We start from the raw sequence: 21062 nt of genomic DNA, 5'->3' as shown, positions 1-21062 counted from the left end.
TAGCACACACTTCGTAAAAAAGTTTGTGCTGGGGTTTTTATTGTAGTGTTAACTCCATATCTTTGAGATTTCTCGTTTTTTATAAGAAAGTGTTGGTAAATTATTTGTTGAGTCATTTTATCTGCTTTTTACATTTGAAAAGGAAATCCTTTCAAATGACCCAAAAAAACGTTTTACACGGTCTGCCTTAAACATTTTTTCACATGAATGACTCAATTAAGCAATTATAGTTACAAAATCAGAAAAAGTAACATAAGATTATGTATGAATTTCTCCTTTAGTATTTGTGTGAAAAAAGCTATAATAAGAAAAAGAACGACTGAATGCTCATTCATTTTCGAGGAGGATCTAAAAGTGAAAAAAACTGATTATATAGAAAATTTCGTGACATGGGAAGAAGAATTTATATTTGCTCACCCTGTTAAGGTGCGTTTTTCTGAAACAGATATGTTTGGTCATTTAAATAATACGGTTCCATTTGTTTACTTTGAAGAGGCTCGCATTGAGTATTTTAAAAGTTTAAATCTTATGGACGATTGGGTGAAGGAAGAAAACGAAACATTTATTGTCGTTGCAGATCTTCAATGTGACTATATGAAGCAAGTTTACTTCGATGAGAACCTCTTAATTTATGTAAAAGCAGGCAGAATCGGACAATCATCGGTAGATATTCATTACATGGGTAAAAGAGAGAATGGTGACATTTGCTTTACAGGAAGAGGAACGATTGTTCAGGTATCTAAATTAACTGGTAAAGGTGCGCAGTGGACTGATGATATGAAGCTTGCTTTTCATGAGAAAATAAATGTACCTCAATCTTAGATAGGGACAGGCGTACATTTAGAAAATAAACATTCTCTACTTCAAGAATTTCAGTCACTCTCATTGTTTAACATACATATGATATGATGACTAATACACACCCACCCCGCGATTCATGGCTGGCGAAAGGCAAGGAGGGTTACAATACTTGAAGGAGAATGATTATACTCACAAGCCGTTACTCACAAAACGAGAAAGGGAAGTATTCGAGCTGCTAGTACAAGATAAAACAACTAGGGAAATCGCTGGTGAATTATTTATAAGCGAAAAGACAGTTCGGAACCACATATCTAATGCCATGCAAAAGCTTGGTGTAAAGGGGCGTTCACAAGCTGTTGTAGAGCTCCTTCGTATGGGAGAGCTAGAGTTATAATTTTAGACCGGCAGTCCGTCTGGATTGCCGGTTATCAATGTAATAGAATTTTATTATTTTAGGCGGGCGCAATGCTCGTTTTTCTTTTCTTGACATATTTTTTTAGTTTGCTTACAGTTCTCGCTTGAATTTTCCTTCGAAAAAGGTGACAATAAAATTAGGATTAAAAGTAACGGAATAACCGAATATTTCGATGATATATATAGGAGTGTAGTGAATGAACGTAAGAGAACATAGAAATGAACATGTTAATGAAGTTGTAGCAGATATAGAAAAGGATTTACGATATATTTCTGGAATTATTAAGCAACATGGCCGTGAAATTTTAAGCAATTATACCATTACTCCCCCGCAATTTATTGCCTTACAGTGGTTATTAGAGGACGGGGACATGACAATTGGAGAATTATCGAATAAAATGTACTTAGCCTTTAGTACAACGACAGATTTAGTCGATCGTATGGAAAAGAGTGAATTGGTAAAAAGAGTGAAAGATCCTAATGATCGTCGCGTTGTAAGAATCCACTTATTGGAGGAAGGCGAAAGAATTATAGAAGAAGTGATCGACAAAAGGCAAGATTATTTGCAAGAAGTATTAAAGGATTTTTCCGGTGAAGAGGTCGTTCATTTAAGGGAGAATCTAAGAAAATTGCATCAAGATATGAAAAGAGATTGAGGCGAGAAGAAAGTGAAACAACCGATAGGTATTATTGATTCAGGGGTTGGCGGGTTAACTGTTGCAAAGGAAGTGATGCGTCAGTTACCTAATGAAAATATTATTTACTTAGGAGATACAGCTCGATGTCCATATGGTCCGAGGTCTGGAGAAGAAGTAAAAGAATTCACATGGCAAATGACGAAGTTTTTATTAGAAAAAGAAGTGAAGATGCTCATTATTGCCTGTAATACTGCGACTGCTGTTGCATTAGATGATATTAAGAATGAGTTACCAATTCCGGTCATTGGCGTTATTTTTCCTGGAGCAAGAACGGCGCTAAAAGTAACAGAAAATCATATCATTGGCATCATTGGTACAGCGGGAACGGTGAAGAGTCGTGCTTATGAACTCGCATTAAAAGGGATCAATAATCGTACGGTAGTTCATAGCCTAGCTTGTCCTAAATTTGTCCCACTAGTAGAAAGTGGGGAGTACGAGAGTGTATTTGCGAAAAAAATCGTTCTAGAAACGTTAGGGCCATTAACAAATAAAGGTTTAGACACATTGATATTAGGCTGTACACATTATCCGCTGTTGGAGAATCTTGTTAAGCAAGTGATGGGTGAAGGTGTTAACGTGATTAGTTCCGGAGATGAAACCGCTCGAGAAGCAAGCACGATTCTTTATGATCGCGGCTTTTTAAACACGAGTGAAGAAGATCCTCAGCACCGTTTTTTCACAACAGGTTCTGAAGCGATGTTCAAAGACATTGCAACAAAATGGTTGCATAGAGAGATAAACGATGTGGAGCGCATACAACTCGGATAATATGGAGGCACCAAATATAATCAATGAACAATCATTGGTTGTATTTGGTGTTTTTTAAATGAATAGATTGCGAGAAAGAAACGATATGCGTTATGCTTTTAAATATATATCAATAAGAATGAGGTGAGGATGGATATGCAAACAGCAGAGGAGCATTTGCAGAAGTATTTCGGTTATACAAGTTTTCGACCAGGTCAAAAAGATATTATTTACAATTTAAATCATGGCCACAACGTACTTGGCATTCTACCAACTGGCGGTGGTAAATCACTCTCCTTCCAAATTCCCGCACTTATGAATGACGGTGTGACGATCGTTATCTCCCCTTTAATTTCACTAATGAAAGACCAAGTAGATGCCCTTCTTGAAGCAGGAATTCCTGCAGCCTATATGAATAGTAGTCTTTCTTACAAGGAATATTCGGAAACAGAAGAGCGACTGTTGGCAGGGGAATATAAGCTTGTCTACATAGCTCCGGAACGTCTGGAGTCAATGGAGTTTCTAACGATTATGGAGAAGATTCATTTATCAATGATTGTCTTTGATGAGGCGCATTGTATTTCTCAATGGGGGCATGATTTTAGACCGAGTTATCGATCGGTAGTGGACAGGATTTTCTCTCTTACTGAAACGCCTGTAATTGCTGCATTAACAGCGACAGCGACGAAAAATGTAGAAGAAGATATAAGTCGCTTATTGCATATAGAAAAAGAACATATTTTTGTTACAGGCTTTGCCCGAACAAACCTTTCTTTTCAAGTGTTAAAAGGAAGAGATAAGCGCAAGTATTTAGAAACCTATGTTTCCAGTAGAAAAGAAGAATCAGGTATTATCTATACTTCTAGCAGAAAACAAACCGATCAATTATATGAACATTTTCTAAAGAAAGGTTATAAAGTTGAAAGATACCATGCTGGTCTTTCTGAGGATAATCGTAAACACTCTCAAGAAAAATTTGTCCATGATCAAGTGACGTTGATGATTGCTACCAATGCGTTTGGGATGGGGATAGATAAACCGGATGTGCGTTATGTGGTGCACTATAATATGCCACGAAACATCGAAGCTTATTATCAAGAAGCCGGAAGAGCAGGGCGAGATGGGGAAGAAAGTGAATGTATTTTACTTTACTCACCTCAAGATATTCTCCTACAAAAATTTTTAATAGAAAAGAGCGAGCTGTCAACAAGCCTTCGCGAGCAAGAATATGAAAAACTAAGGCAGATGACGAATTATTGTCATACGGAAAGTTGCTTGCAATCCTATATTGTCGCTTATTTTGCCAATCAAGATGTATCGTCATGTAATAAATGTTCGAACTGTTTAGATGAAAGACAATCTGTTGACATTACGAATGAAGCGATGATGATTTTCTCGTGTATTAAACGAATGGGAGAGCGTTTTGGCGTTAAGCTAACAGCTCAAGTGTTAAAAGGGTCCGCGAATAAGCGGATTAAGCAATTGTCTTTTCATACACTTACGACTTATGGGCTTATGAAAGCAAAAACGGAAAAGCAAATTGTTGATATGATTAATTATTTACTTGCTGAAGGCTATCTTTCTATGACAGATGGACAATATCCGACCGTTACTTTAGCTGATGAAGCTATCCCGGTTTTAAAAAGAGAAGCCCAAGTATCTATGAAAATCTCTGATGATAAAGAGCTAGAAGAACGTCCAGCTGGTGAAGAAAATAGCGAGTTATTTGCTATCTTAAGAGAGTTAAGAAAAAACTTAGCGCAAGAACAAGGTGTACCGCCCTATGTCGTTTTTGCTGATACAGCGTTAAAAGAAATGTGCACTTATTTCCCTACTACTAAAGAAGCGATGTTATCGATTAAAGGTGTTGGTGAAATGAAGTATAGTAAATATGGGGAAGCATTTCTAGAAGAGATAAAAGTTTTTACTGAAAAAAATAACATCGAGGTCAAAGAGCAACACTATGTGAAGACACCACCAGTAAATAAAAAAGCGGCTGAAGGGACAGGAAGTCATATCCATTCATATGAAGCCTTTCTATTAGGTAAAACGATTTCGGAGATTGCTAGAGAGCGTTCTTTTTCACCGATAACGATTCAAAATCATATTTTTAGAGCGGTAGCAGAGGGCCATCCGATTGACTGGGATCAAGTTTTCAATGAGCAGGTAGAAGAGGAAGTACTTGTAGCTGCAGATAAAGTCGGTGTAGAAAAGTTAAGACCGATTAAAGATGAAATCAATGATGATACAATTGATTACTTTCAAATTAAGGCTGTTCTAACGAAACATCGTTTTGTTTGAATACGCTTTGTCCAAATTTGTCTAAAAGAATAGAAGACTTTCTTTCCTAAAGGCGGTCTATTTTGTAAATAGGCTCGTATACATGTAGTACAAACTGTCTTAGGAGGGAAAGGTTATGTCTTTAAATAAAAAAGCGACCATCGCAGTGTCCGCTGTATTAGTTTCATCTGCTTTGTTATCAGGTTGTGGATTATTTGGTGGAGAGGAGAAAGAGAAAATTGACCCACCGAGTGAAATGTCCATTAATAACGAAGATGCCAATGTAGAGACAGAAGAGACGACTGGTGAGGAAAGTGGAGCTGCTGATGAAGCGGCAGAAACAACAACGATTCCAACAGAATTATACTTAATTGACAATAATGGTTATGTTGTATCACAAACATTAGATTTACCAAGTACGAATTCTGTTGCTAAACAAGCGTTAGAATATTTAGTGGTAGATGGAAAAGTAACTGAACTCTTACCAAATAATTTCCGTGCAGTCTTACCAGCAGATACAAAAATGACGGTTGATGTGAAAGATAAAGTGGCTCATGTTGATTTTTCTAAGGAATTTGCTGAGTATAATCCAGAAGATGAAGCAAGAATCCTGCAATCAGTCACATGGACATTGACCCAATTCGATGAAATAGAACAAGTGAAATTGAGTATAAATGGGAATGCGATTAAAGAAATGCCAGTCAATGGTACACCGATTGGCGAAGAAGTAAGTCGTTCTATCGGTATCAATTATGATAACTCTGTTGTCACAGATATTACAAATACAAAACCAGTTACCGTTTATTACATGGGTGGCGAAGAAGATGCTAAATACTTTGTTCCAGTAACAAAAAGAGTGTCTAATAATGTCGACAATAACGTGACGGCAATCATTGATGAGTTAGGGAACCCTTCTTTAGGATCTAAACTTTCTGCCGTCTTACCAAGTGAAGTCGCTTTATTAGGTGAACCTAAAGTAGAGGATGGAACGATTACCCTCGATTTCGATGAATCGATTTTCTCTAGTGGGGGAGAAAATGTCATTAACGAGAATGTATTAAAAGTTTTAGCGTTATCACTTACAGAACAAGCAGAAGTGGAATCTGTTGCTGTTACAGTGAATGGCGAGGCTGATTTACTTGATGAAGATGGCGAAAAGCTAGAGCCTGTTTCAAGACCTGAAAGTGTGAATACAGGTAGCTATTAATTGGTATCACCATCCTTTTATAGTAAAATGAGAAGAGTGAGGAAAGGGGCCTCCTCTTCTCTTTATTTTTTATGACGAACATAAAAGGAAGGAAACGCTATATGTCTGAGATTATTATTGCGACAAAGAATAAAGGCAAAGCAGAAGAATTTAAAAAAATGTTTGCATCACTCGGTTATGAAGTGAAAACATTACATGATTATCCTGATATGCCAGATGTGGAAGAAACGGGTACGACTTTTGAAGCAAATGCCGTTTTAAAAGCAGAAGAGATTTCGCGCTTAATGAATCGACCGGTGATTGCTGATGATTCCGGATTATCAATTGATGCACTTGAAGGACGCCCAGGAATATTTTCCGCTCGTTATGCAGGGGAAGATAAAAATGATGAAGCGAATATAGATAAAGTACTTGAAGAAATGAAACATGTACCGGAAGAGAAGCGGGATGCTCGGTTTTATTGTGCACTTGCGGTAGCTATCCCTGGAAAGAAAACATACACCGTTTCGGGGACATGTGAAGGTAAAATTCTTTATGCACGAAAAGGAACAAATGGCTTTGGTTATGATCCCATCTTTTGGGCGAATGCAAAGAATAAGGCGATGGCAGAGTTAACATCAGAAGAAAAAGCAGCCATTAGCCATAGAGGACAAGCATTAAAGCAATTAGAAAAAGATCTTCCAACTATTCTTTAAGGAGGAGGATAACATGAAGTTACTCATCGTTAGTGACAGCCACGGTGATGGTGACATCCTGCAAGAACTAAAAGTACGTCACAGTCAAAATGTCGACTATATGATTCATTGTGGGGACTCTGAATTAAGTAGTGACCAAGCTGAAATCACTGGATATGTCGCTGTGAGAGGGAATTGCGATGCCGATGCTCGCTTTAAAAACGAAGAATTAATAGATACGGATAACGGCAAAGTATGGATTACACATGGTCATCTATATGGCGTAAAATCGTCTTTATTAGGTTTAAGCTTAAGAGCAAAAGAAGTAGCTGCACGTATTGTGTGCTTTGGTCATTCGCATCAACTGGGGGCTGAAATGGTAGATCAAATCCTTTATCTTAATCCAAATAGTATCTCGCTTCCAAGGCAGCCGAAAGAAAAAACATATATGATGGTAGATTGGACAGTGGAAAAAGTGGTCGTTTCCATTTGGACAAGAGACGGTGTCGAGCTCGAGGAATGGCAGCAATCCTTTTCGTTTGCGTAGCCAGAGAACTGCTATTATTACAGCAGTTCTCTGCCAATTATAAATTTATTTAAAAATTAATTGACACTTCAGTTTATCCTGCGTATAATAAGTATTGTCTTGATATTAAGTCCCAGTAGCTCAGCAGGATAGAGCAACAGCCTTCTAAGCTGTCGGTCGGGAGTTCGAATCTCTCCTGGGACGCCATTAGCTACATATTTATCTACCAACACTAGCGTTGATTCCTGTGAAAACTTGGATTAGCGCTTTTTTTATTTCAGCTAGAGATCGATTTCATATTAGACTTCTCCATAAGTAATCTTCCTTTGTTGTTTTCCATCCTCAATTAAAAACCCAAAGAAACAACTATAAAAATACTATATTGAAATAATAGTGATAAGATGCACTGAATAAAAACATCCCCAAATACTGGTGATTTTTATCGAATGATGTAACGATGAGTCAGCATATAGTAGAAGTTATCACGTTTGTATGTGATTAAATATTAAAAAAATGGATTAACATGAAATGGTCTCTGAAGGTTGTAGTTTCTTTGTATAGTATTTATCGTAAATGAACGCACATGATTTATCTTGTAATAGCCTTCAATTAGTCGCGTTCTTTTGCTCATGAGCTGTTCAAATACCCCCATCCTAAAAGTACTTCACTTGCTATTCTCGCATGCCACAGAATGAATAAATCAATAAAAAATTTTGTCCAATTAAAAGGTTAATAGATCAATGATGTAAGCGGATACATGAAAACAGACTAATCTAAATTATCAAATAATTTTCCAAAAAGGTGTTGACGACTTTTGAAAATGGGCGTAAGATAGTCCTCAACAAAGCAAAGCACAATAAAATAAATCGAAAATGAAATTGGAAGCAGCGTTATTTTCCTTTTATTTTTACAAACGAAATTTTAGTGGTTTAAAGTGAGAAACTAAAAGCGTTGATGAGGATAAGTAGTTTTTTGATGTAGGTTTTGCAGAGAGCCGGGCAAGCTGGAAACCGGTAAACCAGTCTTAAAATGAACTCACCTCGGAGTGAAGACTTGAACAATGATAAGTAGAGTCTTCCGGGTCGAAGGAACCCGTTATCTAAGCTTAGCAGTTATTATGCTGTTACTGAGTGCGCGTGGAGATTTAAAACGCGAACAAGGGTGGTACCGTGGAATGGTGATCAAAGCCTTTTCATCCCTTGACCAATGATTGGTCAATGAGGGATGGAGAGGCTTTTTTATATTTAATTTTATTTTATTAAGGAGGTTAAAGAGCGATGGTGCGGGAAGCTGCCTTAACAGAAGAAGTGAAAACAAAGCTTGAGACGATTACAGGCGCAGACTTATTAATGGATGCGTTAGAAAGGGAAAATGTAGAAGTCGTCTTTGGCTACCCTGGCGGAGCGGTTTTGCCGATTTACGATAAGATTTATGATGCGAAATTCCTTCATGTTTTACCTAGACATGAACAAGGCGGCATACATGCTGCAGAAGGTTACGCAAGAATTTCAGGTAAGCCTGGTGTCGTCATTGCAACATCAGGGCCTGGAGCAACGAATATCGTAACAGGTTTGGCTGATGCCATGATGGACTCATTACCAATTGTAGCTTTCACAGGCCAAGTAGCAACAAGTGTGATTGGTTCAGATGCTTTCCAAGAAGCAGATATATTAGGAATTACAACACCGATTACAAAATATAATTTTCAAATTCGCCAATTGGAGGATATTCCAAGAGTCATTAAAGAAGCGTTCTATATTGCAAAGACAGGCAGACCCGGTCCAGTGCTCATTGATATTCCTAAAGATATAGCTTCGACGATTACCGAAAGGCCCGAAGAAGCAGAAATGGAGTTACCGGGTTATCAACCGACATTAAAGCCTAATCGCCTTCAGATTCGTAAGCTATCAGATGCGATAGGAGCAGCACAGAAACCAGTCATTTTAGCGGGTGCAGGCATTCTTCATTCGAAGGGGGCAAACGAACTCTTACAGTATGTAGAAAAAACAAAAATACCAGTTGTCCATACATTACTTGGTCTTGGTGGTTTTCCAAGTGATCACCCATTATTCATTGGCATGGCTGGCATGCACGGCTGTTATACAGCAAATATGGCACTCTCACAATGTGACTTATTGATTAATATCGGTGCAAGGTTCGATGACCGCTTAACAGGTAATTTGGAACACTTTGCTCCGAATGCTAAGGTTGCTCATATCGATATTGACCCAGCGGAAATTGGTAAGAATGTACCGACAGTTATTCCTGTTGTAGCAGACGCAAAGGCTGCGCTTCTCGCACTTCTTCAAGAAGAATGTAATGAACCAGCTCATAGCGAATGGATGGAGACATTAAAACAGTGGAGTGTTGCACATCCTTTCCATTATGATAAAGCTTCACCAAAGTTAAAGCCGCAAAGAGTAATGGAGCTCTTGTATGAGAACACGAAGGGCGAAGCGATTGTAACGACAGATGTCGGTCAACACCAAATGTGGGCTGCGCAATACTATCGCTTTAAACATGCTGATAGGTGGGTTACATCTGGTGGGCTTGGAACGATGGGATTTGGTTTACCTTCTAGTATTGGCGCTCAAATTGCTGATCCAGATAGTTGTGTGCTTGCCATTGTCGGTGATGCAGGCTTTCAAATGTCAACACAGGAATTAGCAGTTATACAAGAAATGAACTTACCAATAAAAATCGCAATATTCAATAATCAATCTTTAGGGATGGTTAGACAATGGCAGGAGTTTTTCTATGAATCACGTTTTTCTCATAGCAAGATTCCAGTTCAACCTGATTTTGTGAAGCTAGCTGAAGCTTACGATATTAAAGGCTATACCATAACAACAGAAGAAGAAGCGGAGAGAGTGTTAGCTGAAGTATTACAAACAAGAGAGCCTGTATTGCTAGATTTCCGTGTCGATGCTGACGAAAATGTCTTTCCAATGATCGCTCCGGGTAAAGGGATTCATGAGATGGTAGGTGTGAAAGAATGAAGAGAATCATATCGCTGCTTGTTTTAAATAAACCTGGTGTACTTAATCGAATTACTAATTTATTTTCTAAACGAAATTATAATATCGAAAGTATTTCAGTGGGTTTATCTGAACAGGAGGGGATGTCAAGAATCACATGTGTAATTTATGTTGAGTCTGACCAACAAAGTGAGCAAATTACGAAACAGCTCAATAAACAGATCGACATACTGAAAGTGACGGATATTACAAATCAAGCAGTTGTTGCTAGAGAACTAGCTTTGATAAAGGTACAGTCTAATCCGCACTCAAGAAATGAGATTTATTCCTTAATTGAACCTTTCAGAGCTTCTGTCATTGACGTTAGCAAAGATAGTCTAGTCATCCAAATTACAGGAGAATCTGAAAAAATCGAAGCTTTCCTAGAGTTAATTAAGCCTTACGGTATTAAAGAGATTGCTAGAACGGGTACAACAGCTTTCCCAAGAGGGACACAAAGACAGTCGCAACAAAAACATAATTTTTCAATTGTATAAAAAAATAAATGATGAATAGAGGAGAATGAATAATGGCTAAAATGTACTATAACGGAGATGCAAATGAGAACTACTTAAACGGGAAAACAGTAGCAGTAATTGGATACGGATCACAAGGTCATGCGCATGCGCAAAATATGAGAGATAGCGGTGTAGAGGTAGTAATCGGCTTAAGGCAGGGAAAATCATGGCAGACAGCAGTTGAAGATGGCTTTCAAGTTTACTCAGTAGGAGAAGCGACTGCTAAAGCAGATATCGTAATGATTTTATTACCAGATGAATTGCAAACGAAAGTATATAAAGAAGAAATCGAACCAAATTTAACCAATCAAGCATTAATGTTTGCTCACGGATTTAATATCCATTTTAATCAAATCGTTCCACCGAAAGAAAGTGATGTTTTATTAGTCGCACCAAAAGGACCAGGTCATTTAGTAAGAAGAACATATGAAGAGGGAGCAGGTGTACCAGCGTTATTCGCCGTTCACCAAGATGTATCAGGTGAAGCAAGAGAATTAGCACTAGCTTATGCAAGAGCAATTGGGGCACTAAGAGCTGGGGGCTTAGAAACGACATTTAAAGAAGAGACAGAAACAGATTTATTTGGAGAACAGGCAGTATTATGTGGCGGACTGACTTCTCTTGTTAAAGCAGGATTTGAAACGTTAACGGAAGCAGGTTATCAGCCGGAACTCGCTTACTTTGAATGTCTCCATGAACTCAAATTAATTGTTGACCTTATGTATGAAGGTGGATTAGAAGGAATGAGATATTCTATTTCTGATACAGCACAATGGGGAGATTTCGTCAGTGGCCCACGGGTTGTAGATGAACGGGTAAAAGCAGAAATGAAAGAAGTATTAAAAGATATTCAAGAAGGCAAATTTGCTAAAGGCTGGATTATGGAAAACCAGGTGAATCGTCCGGTGTTTACAGCTATTAATGCAAAAGAAAGTGAACATGAAATTGAAAGAGTTGGTAGAGAGCTTCGCAAAATGATGCCATTCGTCCAAAACAATAAAAAGAAAGAAGTGGTGAGCAGTGCAACAAATTAATATATTCGATACAACGCTTAGAGATGGAGAACAATCAGCAGGAGTCAACTTGAACTTCTCTGAGAAATTAGAGATTGCTAGACAGCTAGAAAGACTGAGTGTAAACATCATCGAAGCAGGTTTTCCAGCCGCGTCTAAAGGAGACTTTGGATCGGTAAAATCTATTGCAGAAACAGTAAAGAACGCTTCTGTAACAGGTTTAGCGAGAGCGGTTTTATCGGATATAGATGCAGCATGGGACTCATTGAAGGGAGGAGCCGAACCAAGGCTCCATACCTTCTTAGCAACTAGCCCTATCCATCGTGATTACAAACTTAAAATGACAAAAGAGCAAGTAGTGGAAACGGCAGTTAACACCGTTAAGTATGCGGCGGAACGCTTCTCCATTGTGCAATGGTCAGCAGAGGATGCTTCAAGGACGGAATTGCCCTTCTTGGCAGAAATCGTGGAGAAAGTCATCCAAGCAGGAGCGAGGGTGATCAACATCCCGGACACAGTCGGATATGCAACACCGAAGGAATACGGAGAGATTTTTAAATATTTAAAAAATAATGTCCCATCTATCGATAAAGTAGCATTATCTGCTCATTGCCATGATGATCTAGGGATGGCGACAGCGAATTCTTTAGCTGCGATCGAAAATGGTGCGACACAAATAGAGGGAACGATTAACGGAATTGGTGAGCGAGCGGGCAATGCAGCGCTTGAGGAAATAGCTGTCGCCCTTCACATCAGAAAAGATTTCTATAATGCCCAAACAACGTTAAACCTAGGGGAGATTAGCCGAACAAGTAGCCTTGTAAGCAAACTTTCCGGAATGCCGGTCCCAGCAAATAAAGCCGTTATTGGAGCAAACGCTTATGCTCATGAATCTGGTATACATCAAGATGGCGTATTAAAAGAAGTAACCACTTATGAAATTATTTCACCGCAATTAGTCGGTGTGCAATCTAACTCTCTTGTTCTTGGTAAACATTCAGGACGACATGCATTTAAAAATCGTTTAGACGAATTAGGTTTAGATGTGGCAGATGAAGATATCAAACCACTATTTACCGTATTCAAAGATTTAGCCGATCGCAAAAAAGAGATGACAGATGAAGACTTAGTCGCCCTTGTGCTAGAAGAAAAATTGTCGAAGGAACAAAGATTCTATGAATTAATTCAAATCCAAATTCAGTACGGTACGAATCAAGTGCCGACAGCAACGGTTACATTATCCGGTAGCGATAATCAAGTGATACAAGAAGCAGGTACGGGTGCAGGTAGTATTGAGGCACTATATAACACATTAGAAGCAAGTGTGAATGGTGAGATTAATTTACTCGATTATCGCATTCAATCAGTTGGTGCCGGTAGAGATGCACTTGCGCAAGTGTTCGTTAAGTTAGCTTACCAAGGGGTAGAAACGAGTGGTAGAGGGCTCGCTCAAGATGTGCTAGAAGCATCAGCAAAAGCCTATTTAAATGCAGTTAACCGAGTCATATATATGAAGGAAAAAACGGAACCAGCTATGCAGAATAGTTAACTTACACTTTAATCGGAGGGATAAAAGATGAAAAAACGTATCGCTGTACTACCAGGAGACGGGATCGGGAAAGAAGTTGCAAAGGGAGCAGTTGAAATTCTCCAAGCAGTCGGAGAGCGCTATAATCACCAATTTGAATTTGCTTATGGTATGATTGGCGGCCATGCGATTGATGAAAAAGGCAAACCACTTCCGGAAGAAACCATTCAACTTTGCAAAGAAAGCGATGCGATTCTTTTAGGAGCAGTGGGTGGTCCTAAATGGGATCAAGTAAATCCTGATATCCGTCCGGAGAGAGGGTTATTACAAATCCGTAAAGAGCTTAATCTATATGCCAATCTTCGTCCAACAACTTATTTTGAAAGTTTGGCGAAATCTTCTCCTCTAAAAGATGAAGTGATCCAAGGTGTAGACTTATTGATGGTACGCGAATTAACTGGCGGATTATATTTTGGTCAACCGAGTGAACGCATGGATGCTAACGGGGAGTCTGCGGTAGTCGATACATTATTTTATAAAAAAGCAGAAATGAAGCGAGTAATCGAAAAAGCGTTTATTTTAGCAGATAAGAGAAGAAAAAAAGTCACATCTATTGATAAAGCAAACGTTCTTGAATCAAGTAGGATGTGGAGGGAAACAGCAGAGGAAGTGGCAAAAGATTATCCCCATGTGTATCTTGAGCATATGTTAGTTGACAATGCGGCGATGCAGATGGTGACAAATCCTAAACAGTTTGATGTTGTCGTAACCGAGAATATGTTTGGTGATATTTTAAGTGATGAGGCTTCCGTTTTAACCGGTTCATTAGGTATGCTACCATCTGCTAGTTTATCTGAGAATGGTCCATATTTATTTGAACCGATTCATGGTTCGGCACCTGATATCGCTGGGAAAAACGTGGCCAATCCGTTAGCAATGATTTTATCTGCTGCAATGATGCTTCGTGAATCGTTCGGGTTAGAAACAGAAGCGAATGAAGTAGAACGTGCTGTAAAGCAAGTGTTAGATGCAGGCTTTAGAACGAGTGATATTGCGGAGTTCGGCCAACAAGTGACATCGACAACAGAAATGATTGCGGAAGTAAAAGCGATGCTACTTGATAATGAAGCCATTATGCATATTATGGGTGCGTACGCTTAAATAATGAAGAAGGGACACGGCCCTATTGTGGGTCCGTGTTTCTTTTAGAAAGGTGTGAATATTAATGGGGCAATCAATTATAGAGAAAATATGGAAACAACATATTGTTCATCAAGAAGAGGGAAAACCGGACTTATTGTATATAGATCTGCATTTAGTGCATGAAGTGACATCGCCTCAAGCGTTTTCTGGCCTAAGAATGAAAGGAAGAACGGTTAGAAGACCAGATAAAACCTTCGCTACGATGGATCATAATATCCCAACAGATAATCGTAAAGTCATCAATGATAAGATTGCATTAAACCAGATGACAACACTAGAAAAAAACTGTGAAGAGTTCCAAGTACCACTAGCAGGAATTGATCATCCAGACCAAGGAATTGTTCATGTCATTGGTCCAGAATTAGGCCTAACGCAACCAGGGATGACAATTGTATGTGGCGATAGTCATACATCCACACACGGTGCATTCGGCTCGATTGCATTCGGTATCGGTACAAGTGAGGTGGAGCATGTGTTAGCCACACAAACCATCTGGCGCCAAAAACCGAAAACGTTAAAAATCGAAATCAATGGAAAAAGGCAACAAGGTGTATCAGCAAAAGATGTTATCCTTTATGTCCTTTCTCAGTATGGGTTTGATTTTGGAACAGGACATGTCATTGAATATACGGGAGAAGTTATTGCTCATATGTCAATGGAAGAGCGGATGACGATTTGTAATATGTCGATAGAAGGTGGCGCGAGGGCGGGATTAGTGAACCCTGATGAAACAACATTTTCTTACTTAAGAGGACGTAAGTATGTCCCAACAGGGGATGCCTTTGAAGAGCTAGTGACAAAATGGAGATCATTAGTGTCGGATGAAGATGCAACTTATGATCGTGTGATTACTATTGATGCAGCTAATATTGCCCCAATGGTTAGCTGGGGGACAAACCCAGCGATGACATCTAAAGTTACTGATTCAATTCCTACATCAAGTGATTATGAAACAGCCGTGGAAAAGAAATCACTTGAGAGTGCGCTTAAATACATGGGACTAAAGGAAGGACAGAAAATAGAAGATATTCAGATTCAACATGTATTTATCGGTTCTTGTACCAATTCACGACTAGAAGATCTACGTGAGGCTGCTTCTGTAATCAAAGGCAATAAAGTTCATCCTGATGTGCGTGCACTAGTTGTGCCAGGTTCACAAACGGTCAAGTCGCTTGCAGAAGAAGAAGGTCTGGATGAAATTTTTAGAGAAGCTGGGTTTGAATGGAGAGATTCGGGTTGCAGTATGTGTTTGAGTATGAATAATGATATTGTCCCTAGCGGTGAACATTGTGCTTCCACATCTAATCGGAATTTTGAGGGTCGGCAAGGATCTGGAGCGAGAACTCATTTAGTCAGTCCAATTATGGCTGCAGCAGCAGCTATTCATGGTCATTTTGTCGATGTTAGAAAAATGGTTGAAAGACAACCAGTAAGATAGGGAGCGGAGTAGATGACTGGATTTAAAACTTTAAAGGATAAAGCGGTTGCTTTTGACCGTGCCAATGTAGATACAGATCAGATTATTCCTAAGCAATTTCTAAAACGAATTGAAAAAACGGGCTTTGGTCAATTTTTGTTCTATGACTGGCGTTATATGGCAGATGGTAGTTTAAACCCAACATTTGAATTGAATCAAGATGAAAATCAAAATGCATCGATTTTAATTGCAAATGAGAATTTTGGTTGTGGGTCATCTAGGGAGCATGCACCATGGGCCCTCCTAGATTATGGGTTCAAAGTGATATTAGCACCATCCTTCGCAGATATATTTCATCAAAATTGCCTGAAAAATGGTGTGTTACCGATTGCGTTACCAAAGGAGCAAATTGTGCAATTACTTGAAAAAGGCAAACAACAGCCTTATCAATTAGAAGTGAATCTAGAGAAGCAAACGATTGGTGATGAAGCAGGGTTCCAAGTATCATTTGAAATTGATGCTTATTGGAAAACGATGCTAATGAATGGGTGGGATGAGATTGAAATTACCTTGCAATTAGATGATCACATCACTGCATATGAACAAGCATTAAGATAGTAAATAAATCATTACTTGTGAGCCCGTATGCATTGTATATAGGGCTCATTTTTTATGAAGTTTTTCCGCTGAACCTCTCAATCGCACAATCCTTTTGCATTTTTCTCTTTTCATGCTACACTTACCTCTAAATAAGGAATTAAAGGGACGTAGGCAAAATGACAAAACATAATCGTGATGACAAAAAAAATAAAGTGATTCCCTTTCCCTTTTTAGATAGACGTTTATTAGAGAAAGGGTTAGAGGCTTTACACCGTAGGGAGTTTCAAGAGGCAGTAGATTTCTTAACAGAAGCTTCAGAGCTAAATGATAAGGATGAAGATATTCAAACGGGTCTTGTGCTTGCCTTTTTTGAATCAGGTCAATTACAACATGCGCAAAAACAAGCGGAATACATGCTCCATAATGGGATAGGTGACTACCTTCAAGTGGTAGATATGTATTTGATGATTTTAGTACAATTACATCGCTACGATGAAATTGTGACCACTATTGAATACTTATTTGAAGAGAACAAAGTACCTCATGAAAAATTTGAACATTTTAGTCGGTTATTAGAATTCAGCCGTAGAATGGCTGAAGCAGACATAAAATCCAGTGAGGTAGAGGACGGCTCGGAAAATCACCTACAGCTTTTTGAAATAAAAGATCAACAAGAGCAGATGATGCTCGCTAAAGAATTGGCAGAAAAGAATATTGTGCACAATGTAAAAGAAATCCTTTCCTATTTACGATCTGAGGAGGGACATCCCTTTTTTAAGACATTACTTCTCGATGTGTTAAAACAGCATCTATATAATAAGGAAGTTATTGTTGAAAAAATGGGTAATATAAAAAGTTTTGTTCCTGCACACTTGCCTGACTTTGAGCATTTCCAACAAAGGATTGAAATGCTCAAAGTGTTAGAAGAGAAAATGGAGCAAGATGACCCCATTTTACTTGAACATGCTGCATCTCTTGTGAACCGTCATTTATTTCTCATGTATCCGATAGAATTAGAACCTTTTTCTATTGAAACATGGTCTGCAGCTTATCATACTCTTGCGATTGATTACCTAGGGATGGACCTTGCTGTGGATGAGATGCTTGAGAAATATTGTGTCGAAGAAGAGGATTATCATGCAGCTATTACTTATATTGAAGCAATAGAAGAATTTTCTTATCCTAAAATATAGTCTCATTGTTGAAAGCTAGAGACGTTATGTTATAATATAATGGTTGTATTATGTGGATAGAAAGCTGATTCACCTTATATAAATGAATAATCGATTAGACATATTCATTCTATTTGCTGTGAATGAAATGATCATAGATTTTGGAGGGAAATAATAGTATGTCTGCTAAATTTGAAAAGTTAGAAGGGAACCAAGGGGTTCTTACAATTGAAGTAGATGCAGAGAAGTTAAACGAAGGTTTAGACGCTGCATTTAAAAAAGTAGTTAAACAAGTAAATGTTCCTGGCTTCAGAAAAGGTAAAATGCCTCGCAGCCTATTTGAAAAACGCTTTGGTGTTGAGTCTTTATACCAAGATGCAGTAGATTTTCTTTTACCAGAAGCGTATGCAAATGCAATTGATGAAACAGGCATTGAGCCAGTTGATCGTCCTGAAATCGATGTAGAACAAATCGAAAAAGGTAAAGCGCTTATTTTCACTGCGAAAGTAACTGTAAAACCTGAAGTAGAACTTGGCGAATATAAAGGCCTTGAAGTAGAAAAATTCGATACAGAAGTAACGGATGAAGATGTAGAAAACGAATTAAAAGGCCTACAAGAAAAACAAGCTGAGCTTGTTGTTAAAGAAGAAGGTCCAGCAGAACAAGGTGATACAGTTGTTATCGACTTTGAAGGTTTCGTTGATGGAGAAGCATTCGAAGGTGGAAAAGGTGACAACTTCTCATTAGAACTTGGTTCTGGACAATTCATTCCAGGTTTTGAAGAAGAATTAATTGGTGTTTCTGCTGGTGAATCTAAAGAAGTAAATGTTACGTTCCCAGAAGAATACCATGCTGCTGAGCTTGCGGGTAAAAAAGCAGTATTCAAAACGACTGTACATGAAATCAAAACAAAAGAACTTCCTGCATTAGATGATGAATTCGCTAAAGATGTAGATGAAGAAGTTGAAACATTAGATGCACTAAAAGAAAAAACGAAGAAACAACTAGTTGATAGTAAAAACCATGAAGCAGAGCACCATGTGCGTGATTCTGTAGTAGAAAAAGCAGCAGAAAACACAACAATTGATATTCCAGCTGCAATGGTTGATACTGAATTAGATCGCATGATGCAAGAATTCGAACAACGTTTACAAATGCAAGGTATGAACCTTGAGCTTTATTATCAATTCTCTGGACAAGATGAGTCTGCATTACGTGAGCAAATGAAAGTTGACGCAGAGAAGCGCGTGCGCATTAACTTAACTCTTGAAGCAATTGCTGCTGCAGAAAACATCGAAGTTTCTGAAGATGAAATAAACGAAGAAGTAAATAAAATGGCTGAAATGTATAATATGACAGCTGAAAATATTCAAATGGCGCTGGGTGGTAGCCTTGATGGTTTACAATCTGATATTAAAGCGAAAAAAGCAATCGATTTACTTGTAGAAAATAGTAAAACTGTTTAAAATGAATATAACAAAGTAACGGTAGCAACCCGGAACTTACACATAACAAGGCGCGATCACATCGTGCCTTGTTTTCTACAATTTAAGATATTACATAATAGCAGTACGGCAAAAGCAGGATACCTTATCACATACATACACTGCCTGAAAAAAATTCCACTTATGGATGGGCATAAAAATGGACATGCTTATGGAAGTACAAGTTTTATTGAGTGATTTCCTTCTGCGAATCATGAATAACGTATTACGTACATAACTTAGAGGTAAGTGTTATTATTTCCTGTCTTTTGCTGAAGTGTGTTACAATGCAATACATAACTTAAAGGTTAGTTTTTATCAAGCGTTTTTAATAAGAACTGGCGAGTGAATTGGCTCAAATATTTAGCTAATGATAAACAAAAGTTCGCAGAAGATATATCGCTTAGAAGTTTGATCAAGGGGTGAAGGATTTGTTTAAATTTAATGATGAAAAAGGTCAATTAAAGTGTTCCTTCTGTGGGAAAACACAAGATCAAGTTCGTAAGCTAGTAGCTGGTCCTGGTGTTTACATTTGTGACGAATGTATTGAATTATGCACCGAGATTGTGGAAGAAGAACTTGGAACAGAGGAAGAAGTTGAATTTAAGGATGTGCCAAAGCCGTCCGAGATTCGCGACATTCTCGATGAATATGTAATTGGTCAAGACCAAGCAAAGAAAAACCTAGCTGTGGCAGTTTACAATCATTACAAACGAATTAATTCGAACAGTAAAGTAGATGATGTAGAACTGGCAAAAAGTAATATTGCAATGATTGGGCCAACAGGAAGTGGTAAAACATTACTAGCCCAAACATTAGCAAGAATTCTAAATGTACCATTCGCAATTGCAGATGCGACTTCGTTAACAGAAGCAGGTTATGTTGGTGAAGATGTTGAGAACATTCTCCTAAAGCTTATCCAATCTGCTGACTATGACGTGGAAAAAGCTGAAAAAGGAATTATTTATATCGATGAGATTGATAAAGTGGCCCGTAAGTCAGAAAATCCGTCGATTACAAGAGATGTATCTGGTGAAGGTGTGCAACAAGCATTATTGAAAATTCTTGAAGGCACTGTTGCCAGCGTACCTCCACAAGGTGGAAGAAAACATCCGCATCAAGAATTTATTCAAATTGATACGACGAACATTTTATTTATTTGTGGTGGTGCCTTCGACGGTATCGAACAAATCATTAAACGCCGTTTAGGTCAAAAAGTGATCGGTTTCGGTTCGGATAATAAGCAGAAAGAACTTGAACAACATGAGTTACTATCTAAGGTTTTACCAGAGGACTTATTGCGTTTCGGTTTAATTCCTGAATTTATTGGTCGTCTACCGGTTATTGCAAGCTTAACACCATTAGATGAAGAAGCATTAATTGAAATTTTAACAAAGCCGAAAAATGCCTTAGTAAAACAATTCCAAAAAATGCTTGAATTAGATGATGTTGAGTTAGAATTCGAGGATGAAGCACTAATTGAAATTGCTAAGAAAGCAATTGAAAGAAAAACAGGTGCCCGTGGATTACGTTCAATTATTGAAGGAATTATGCTTGATGTCATGTTTGATTTACCTTCTCGTGAAGACATTAAAAAATGTATCATTACAAAAGATACAGTCCTTGAGAATGGTTCACCAAAGTTATTACTTGAAGACGGTACAATTGTGAAAGAAGAAAGAAAAACGTCTGCATAAGTTTGAAAGGAACTAAACTACGGTTTAGTTCCTTTTCTATTACCTCCAGCAAAAAGGTTGAAGGGA

Annotated in this window: 18 protein-coding genes, 1 tRNA gene and 1 other annotated feature; all 19 genes read left to right on the top strand. The window is 38.2% G+C overall.

The features are described 5' to 3' along the window. Window positions 1-354: 354 nt before the first annotated feature. Window positions 355-822: an acyl-CoA thioesterase gene (locus MHI57_RS08515; RefSeq protein WP_095372353.1), complete on the top strand. Its 468-nt coding sequence runs from the start codon at window positions 355-357 to the stop codon at window positions 820-822. 148 nt (window positions 823-970) lie between these two features. Then, window positions 971-1195 carry a helix-turn-helix domain-containing protein gene (locus MHI57_RS08510; protein WP_066191568.1) on the top strand — a complete coding sequence of 75 codons (225 nt, stop codon included), beginning with the start codon at window positions 971-973 and terminating at the stop codon, window positions 1193-1195. Between the two features lie 217 nt (window positions 1196-1412). Further along, window positions 1413-1871, top strand: coding sequence for a MarR family winged helix-turn-helix transcriptional regulator (locus MHI57_RS08505; protein ID WP_095372354.1), 459 nt, complete (start codon window positions 1413-1415; stop codon window positions 1869-1871). Window positions 1872-1883: 12 nt separating this feature from the next. Continuing rightward, window positions 1884-2681, top strand: coding sequence for a glutamate racemase (gene racE, locus MHI57_RS08500; protein ID WP_095372355.1), 798 nt, complete (start codon window positions 1884-1886; stop codon window positions 2679-2681). 135 nt (window positions 2682-2816) lie between these two features. Next, the gene (recQ, locus tag MHI57_RS08495; protein WP_340975815.1) at window positions 2817-4961 is read left to right on the top strand and encodes a DNA helicase RecQ; all 2145 of its coding nucleotides are present in this window, start codon (window positions 2817-2819) and stop codon (window positions 4959-4961) included. A 115-nt stretch (window positions 4962-5076) separates the two neighbouring features. Then, complete coding sequence (locus MHI57_RS08490; RefSeq protein ID WP_340975813.1) at window positions 5077-6147, top strand: GerMN domain-containing protein; 1071 nt, start codon at window positions 5077-5079, stop codon at window positions 6145-6147. Window positions 6148-6248: 101 nt separating this feature from the next. Further along, the gene (locus MHI57_RS08485) at window positions 6249-6842 is read left to right on the top strand and encodes an XTP/dITP diphosphatase (RefSeq protein WP_095372357.1); all 594 of its coding nucleotides are present in this window, start codon (window positions 6249-6251) and stop codon (window positions 6840-6842) included. 13 nt (window positions 6843-6855) lie between these two features. Further along, entirely contained in the window at window positions 6856-7368 is a 513-nt protein-coding gene (locus MHI57_RS08480) for a metallophosphoesterase family protein (protein WP_322909649.1), read from the top strand. Window positions 7369-7477: 109 nt separating this feature from the next. Continuing rightward, window positions 7478-7554 (top strand) — tRNA-Arg (locus MHI57_RS08475). A 735-nt stretch (window positions 7555-8289) separates the two neighbouring features. After that, window positions 8290-8550 (top strand) — a binding site (T-box leader). Between the two features lie 74 nt (window positions 8551-8624). After that, window positions 8625-10346 (top strand): acetolactate synthase large subunit, encoded by a 1722-nt coding sequence (gene ilvB / locus MHI57_RS08470; RefSeq protein ID WP_095372359.1) that lies wholly within the window; start codon window positions 8625-8627, stop codon window positions 10344-10346. Then, entirely contained in the window at window positions 10343-10861 is a 519-nt protein-coding gene (gene ilvN, locus MHI57_RS08465) for an acetolactate synthase small subunit (RefSeq protein WP_095372360.1), read from the top strand. The genes ilvB and ilvN overlap by 4 nt, the downstream gene beginning before the upstream one ends. Window positions 10862-10893: 32 nt before the next feature. Continuing rightward, window positions 10894-11916: a ketol-acid reductoisomerase gene (gene ilvC, locus MHI57_RS08460; protein ID WP_095372361.1), complete on the top strand. Its 1023-nt coding sequence runs from the start codon at window positions 10894-10896 to the stop codon at window positions 11914-11916. Next, window positions 11903-13444, top strand: coding sequence for a 2-isopropylmalate synthase (locus tag MHI57_RS08455; protein WP_340975809.1), 1542 nt, complete (start codon window positions 11903-11905; stop codon window positions 13442-13444). Before ilvC ends, MHI57_RS08455 begins: the two co-directional genes overlap by 14 nt. A gap of 27 nt (window positions 13445-13471) precedes the next feature. Beyond that, window positions 13472-14584 carry a 3-isopropylmalate dehydrogenase gene (gene leuB, locus MHI57_RS08450; RefSeq protein ID WP_307312699.1) on the top strand — a complete coding sequence of 371 codons (1113 nt, stop codon included), beginning with the start codon at window positions 13472-13474 and terminating at the stop codon, window positions 14582-14584. A 64-nt stretch (window positions 14585-14648) separates the two neighbouring features. After that, window positions 14649-16064: a 3-isopropylmalate dehydratase large subunit gene (gene leuC, locus MHI57_RS08445; RefSeq protein WP_095372364.1), complete on the top strand. Its 1416-nt coding sequence runs from the start codon at window positions 14649-14651 to the stop codon at window positions 16062-16064. 12 nt (window positions 16065-16076) lie between these two features. After that, window positions 16077-16661: a 3-isopropylmalate dehydratase small subunit gene (gene leuD / locus MHI57_RS08440; RefSeq protein ID WP_340975807.1), complete on the top strand. Its 585-nt coding sequence runs from the start codon at window positions 16077-16079 to the stop codon at window positions 16659-16661. A gap of 158 nt (window positions 16662-16819) precedes the next feature. Next, complete coding sequence (locus tag MHI57_RS08435) at window positions 16820-17836, top strand: tetratricopeptide repeat protein (protein ID WP_307312702.1); 1017 nt, start codon at window positions 16820-16822, stop codon at window positions 17834-17836. A gap of 158 nt (window positions 17837-17994) precedes the next feature. Continuing rightward, window positions 17995-19281 carry a trigger factor gene (gene tig / locus MHI57_RS08430; protein ID WP_340975804.1) on the top strand — a complete coding sequence of 429 codons (1287 nt, stop codon included), beginning with the start codon at window positions 17995-17997 and terminating at the stop codon, window positions 19279-19281. A gap of 449 nt (window positions 19282-19730) precedes the next feature. Continuing rightward, window positions 19731-20996: an ATP-dependent protease ATP-binding subunit ClpX gene (gene clpX / locus MHI57_RS08425; protein WP_095372368.1), complete on the top strand. Its 1266-nt coding sequence runs from the start codon at window positions 19731-19733 to the stop codon at window positions 20994-20996. The last annotated feature ends 66 nt before the right edge of the window (window positions 20997-21062 follow it).

The sequence above is a fragment of the Cytobacillus sp. FSL K6-0129 genome (genome assembly GCF_038007625.1).
In the GTDB taxonomy this organism is placed as follows: domain Bacteria; phylum Bacillota; class Bacilli; order Bacillales; family Cytobacillaceae; genus Cytobacillus; species Cytobacillus kochii.
The sequence above is the reverse complement of the archived record's forward strand: the minus strand, read 5'-3'. Positions and strand labels throughout refer to the sequence as shown.

What these genes read in the sequence shown, in the direction of transcription:
- tig (WP_340975804.1), top strand. Translation starts at nt 17,995, where the DNA reads ATGTCTGCTAAATTTGAAAAGTTAGAAGGGAACCAAGGGGTTCTTACA.
- leuB (WP_307312699.1), top strand. Translation starts at nt 13,472, where the DNA reads ATGAAAAAACGTATCGCTGTACTACCAGGAGACGGGATCGGGAAAGAA.
- leuD (WP_340975807.1), top strand. Translation starts at nt 16,077, where the DNA reads ATGACTGGATTTAAAACTTTAAAGGATAAAGCGGTTGCTTTTGACCGT.
- ilvN (WP_095372360.1), top strand. Translation starts at nt 10,343, where the DNA reads ATGAAGAGAATCATATCGCTGCTTGTTTTAAATAAACCTGGTGTACTT.
- MHI57_RS08435 (WP_307312702.1), top strand. Translation starts at nt 16,820, where the DNA reads ATGACAAAACATAATCGTGATGACAAAAAAAATAAAGTGATTCCCTTT.
- MHI57_RS08480 (WP_322909649.1), top strand. Translation starts at nt 6,856, where the DNA reads ATGAAGTTACTCATCGTTAGTGACAGCCACGGTGATGGTGACATCCTG.
- MHI57_RS08485 (WP_095372357.1), top strand. Translation starts at nt 6,249, where the DNA reads ATGTCTGAGATTATTATTGCGACAAAGAATAAAGGCAAAGCAGAAGAA.
- MHI57_RS08505 (WP_095372354.1), top strand. Translation starts at nt 1,413, where the DNA reads ATGAACGTAAGAGAACATAGAAATGAACATGTTAATGAAGTTGTAGCA.
- recQ (WP_340975815.1), top strand. Translation starts at nt 2,817, where the DNA reads ATGCAAACAGCAGAGGAGCATTTGCAGAAGTATTTCGGTTATACAAGT.
- leuC (WP_095372364.1), top strand. Translation starts at nt 14,649, where the DNA reads ATGGGGCAATCAATTATAGAGAAAATATGGAAACAACATATTGTTCAT.
- ilvC (WP_095372361.1), top strand. Translation starts at nt 10,894, where the DNA reads ATGGCTAAAATGTACTATAACGGAGATGCAAATGAGAACTACTTAAAC.
- MHI57_RS08490 (WP_340975813.1), top strand. Translation starts at nt 5,077, where the DNA reads ATGTCTTTAAATAAAAAAGCGACCATCGCAGTGTCCGCTGTATTAGTT.
- ilvB (WP_095372359.1), top strand. Translation starts at nt 8,625, where the DNA reads ATGGTGCGGGAAGCTGCCTTAACAGAAGAAGTGAAAACAAAGCTTGAG.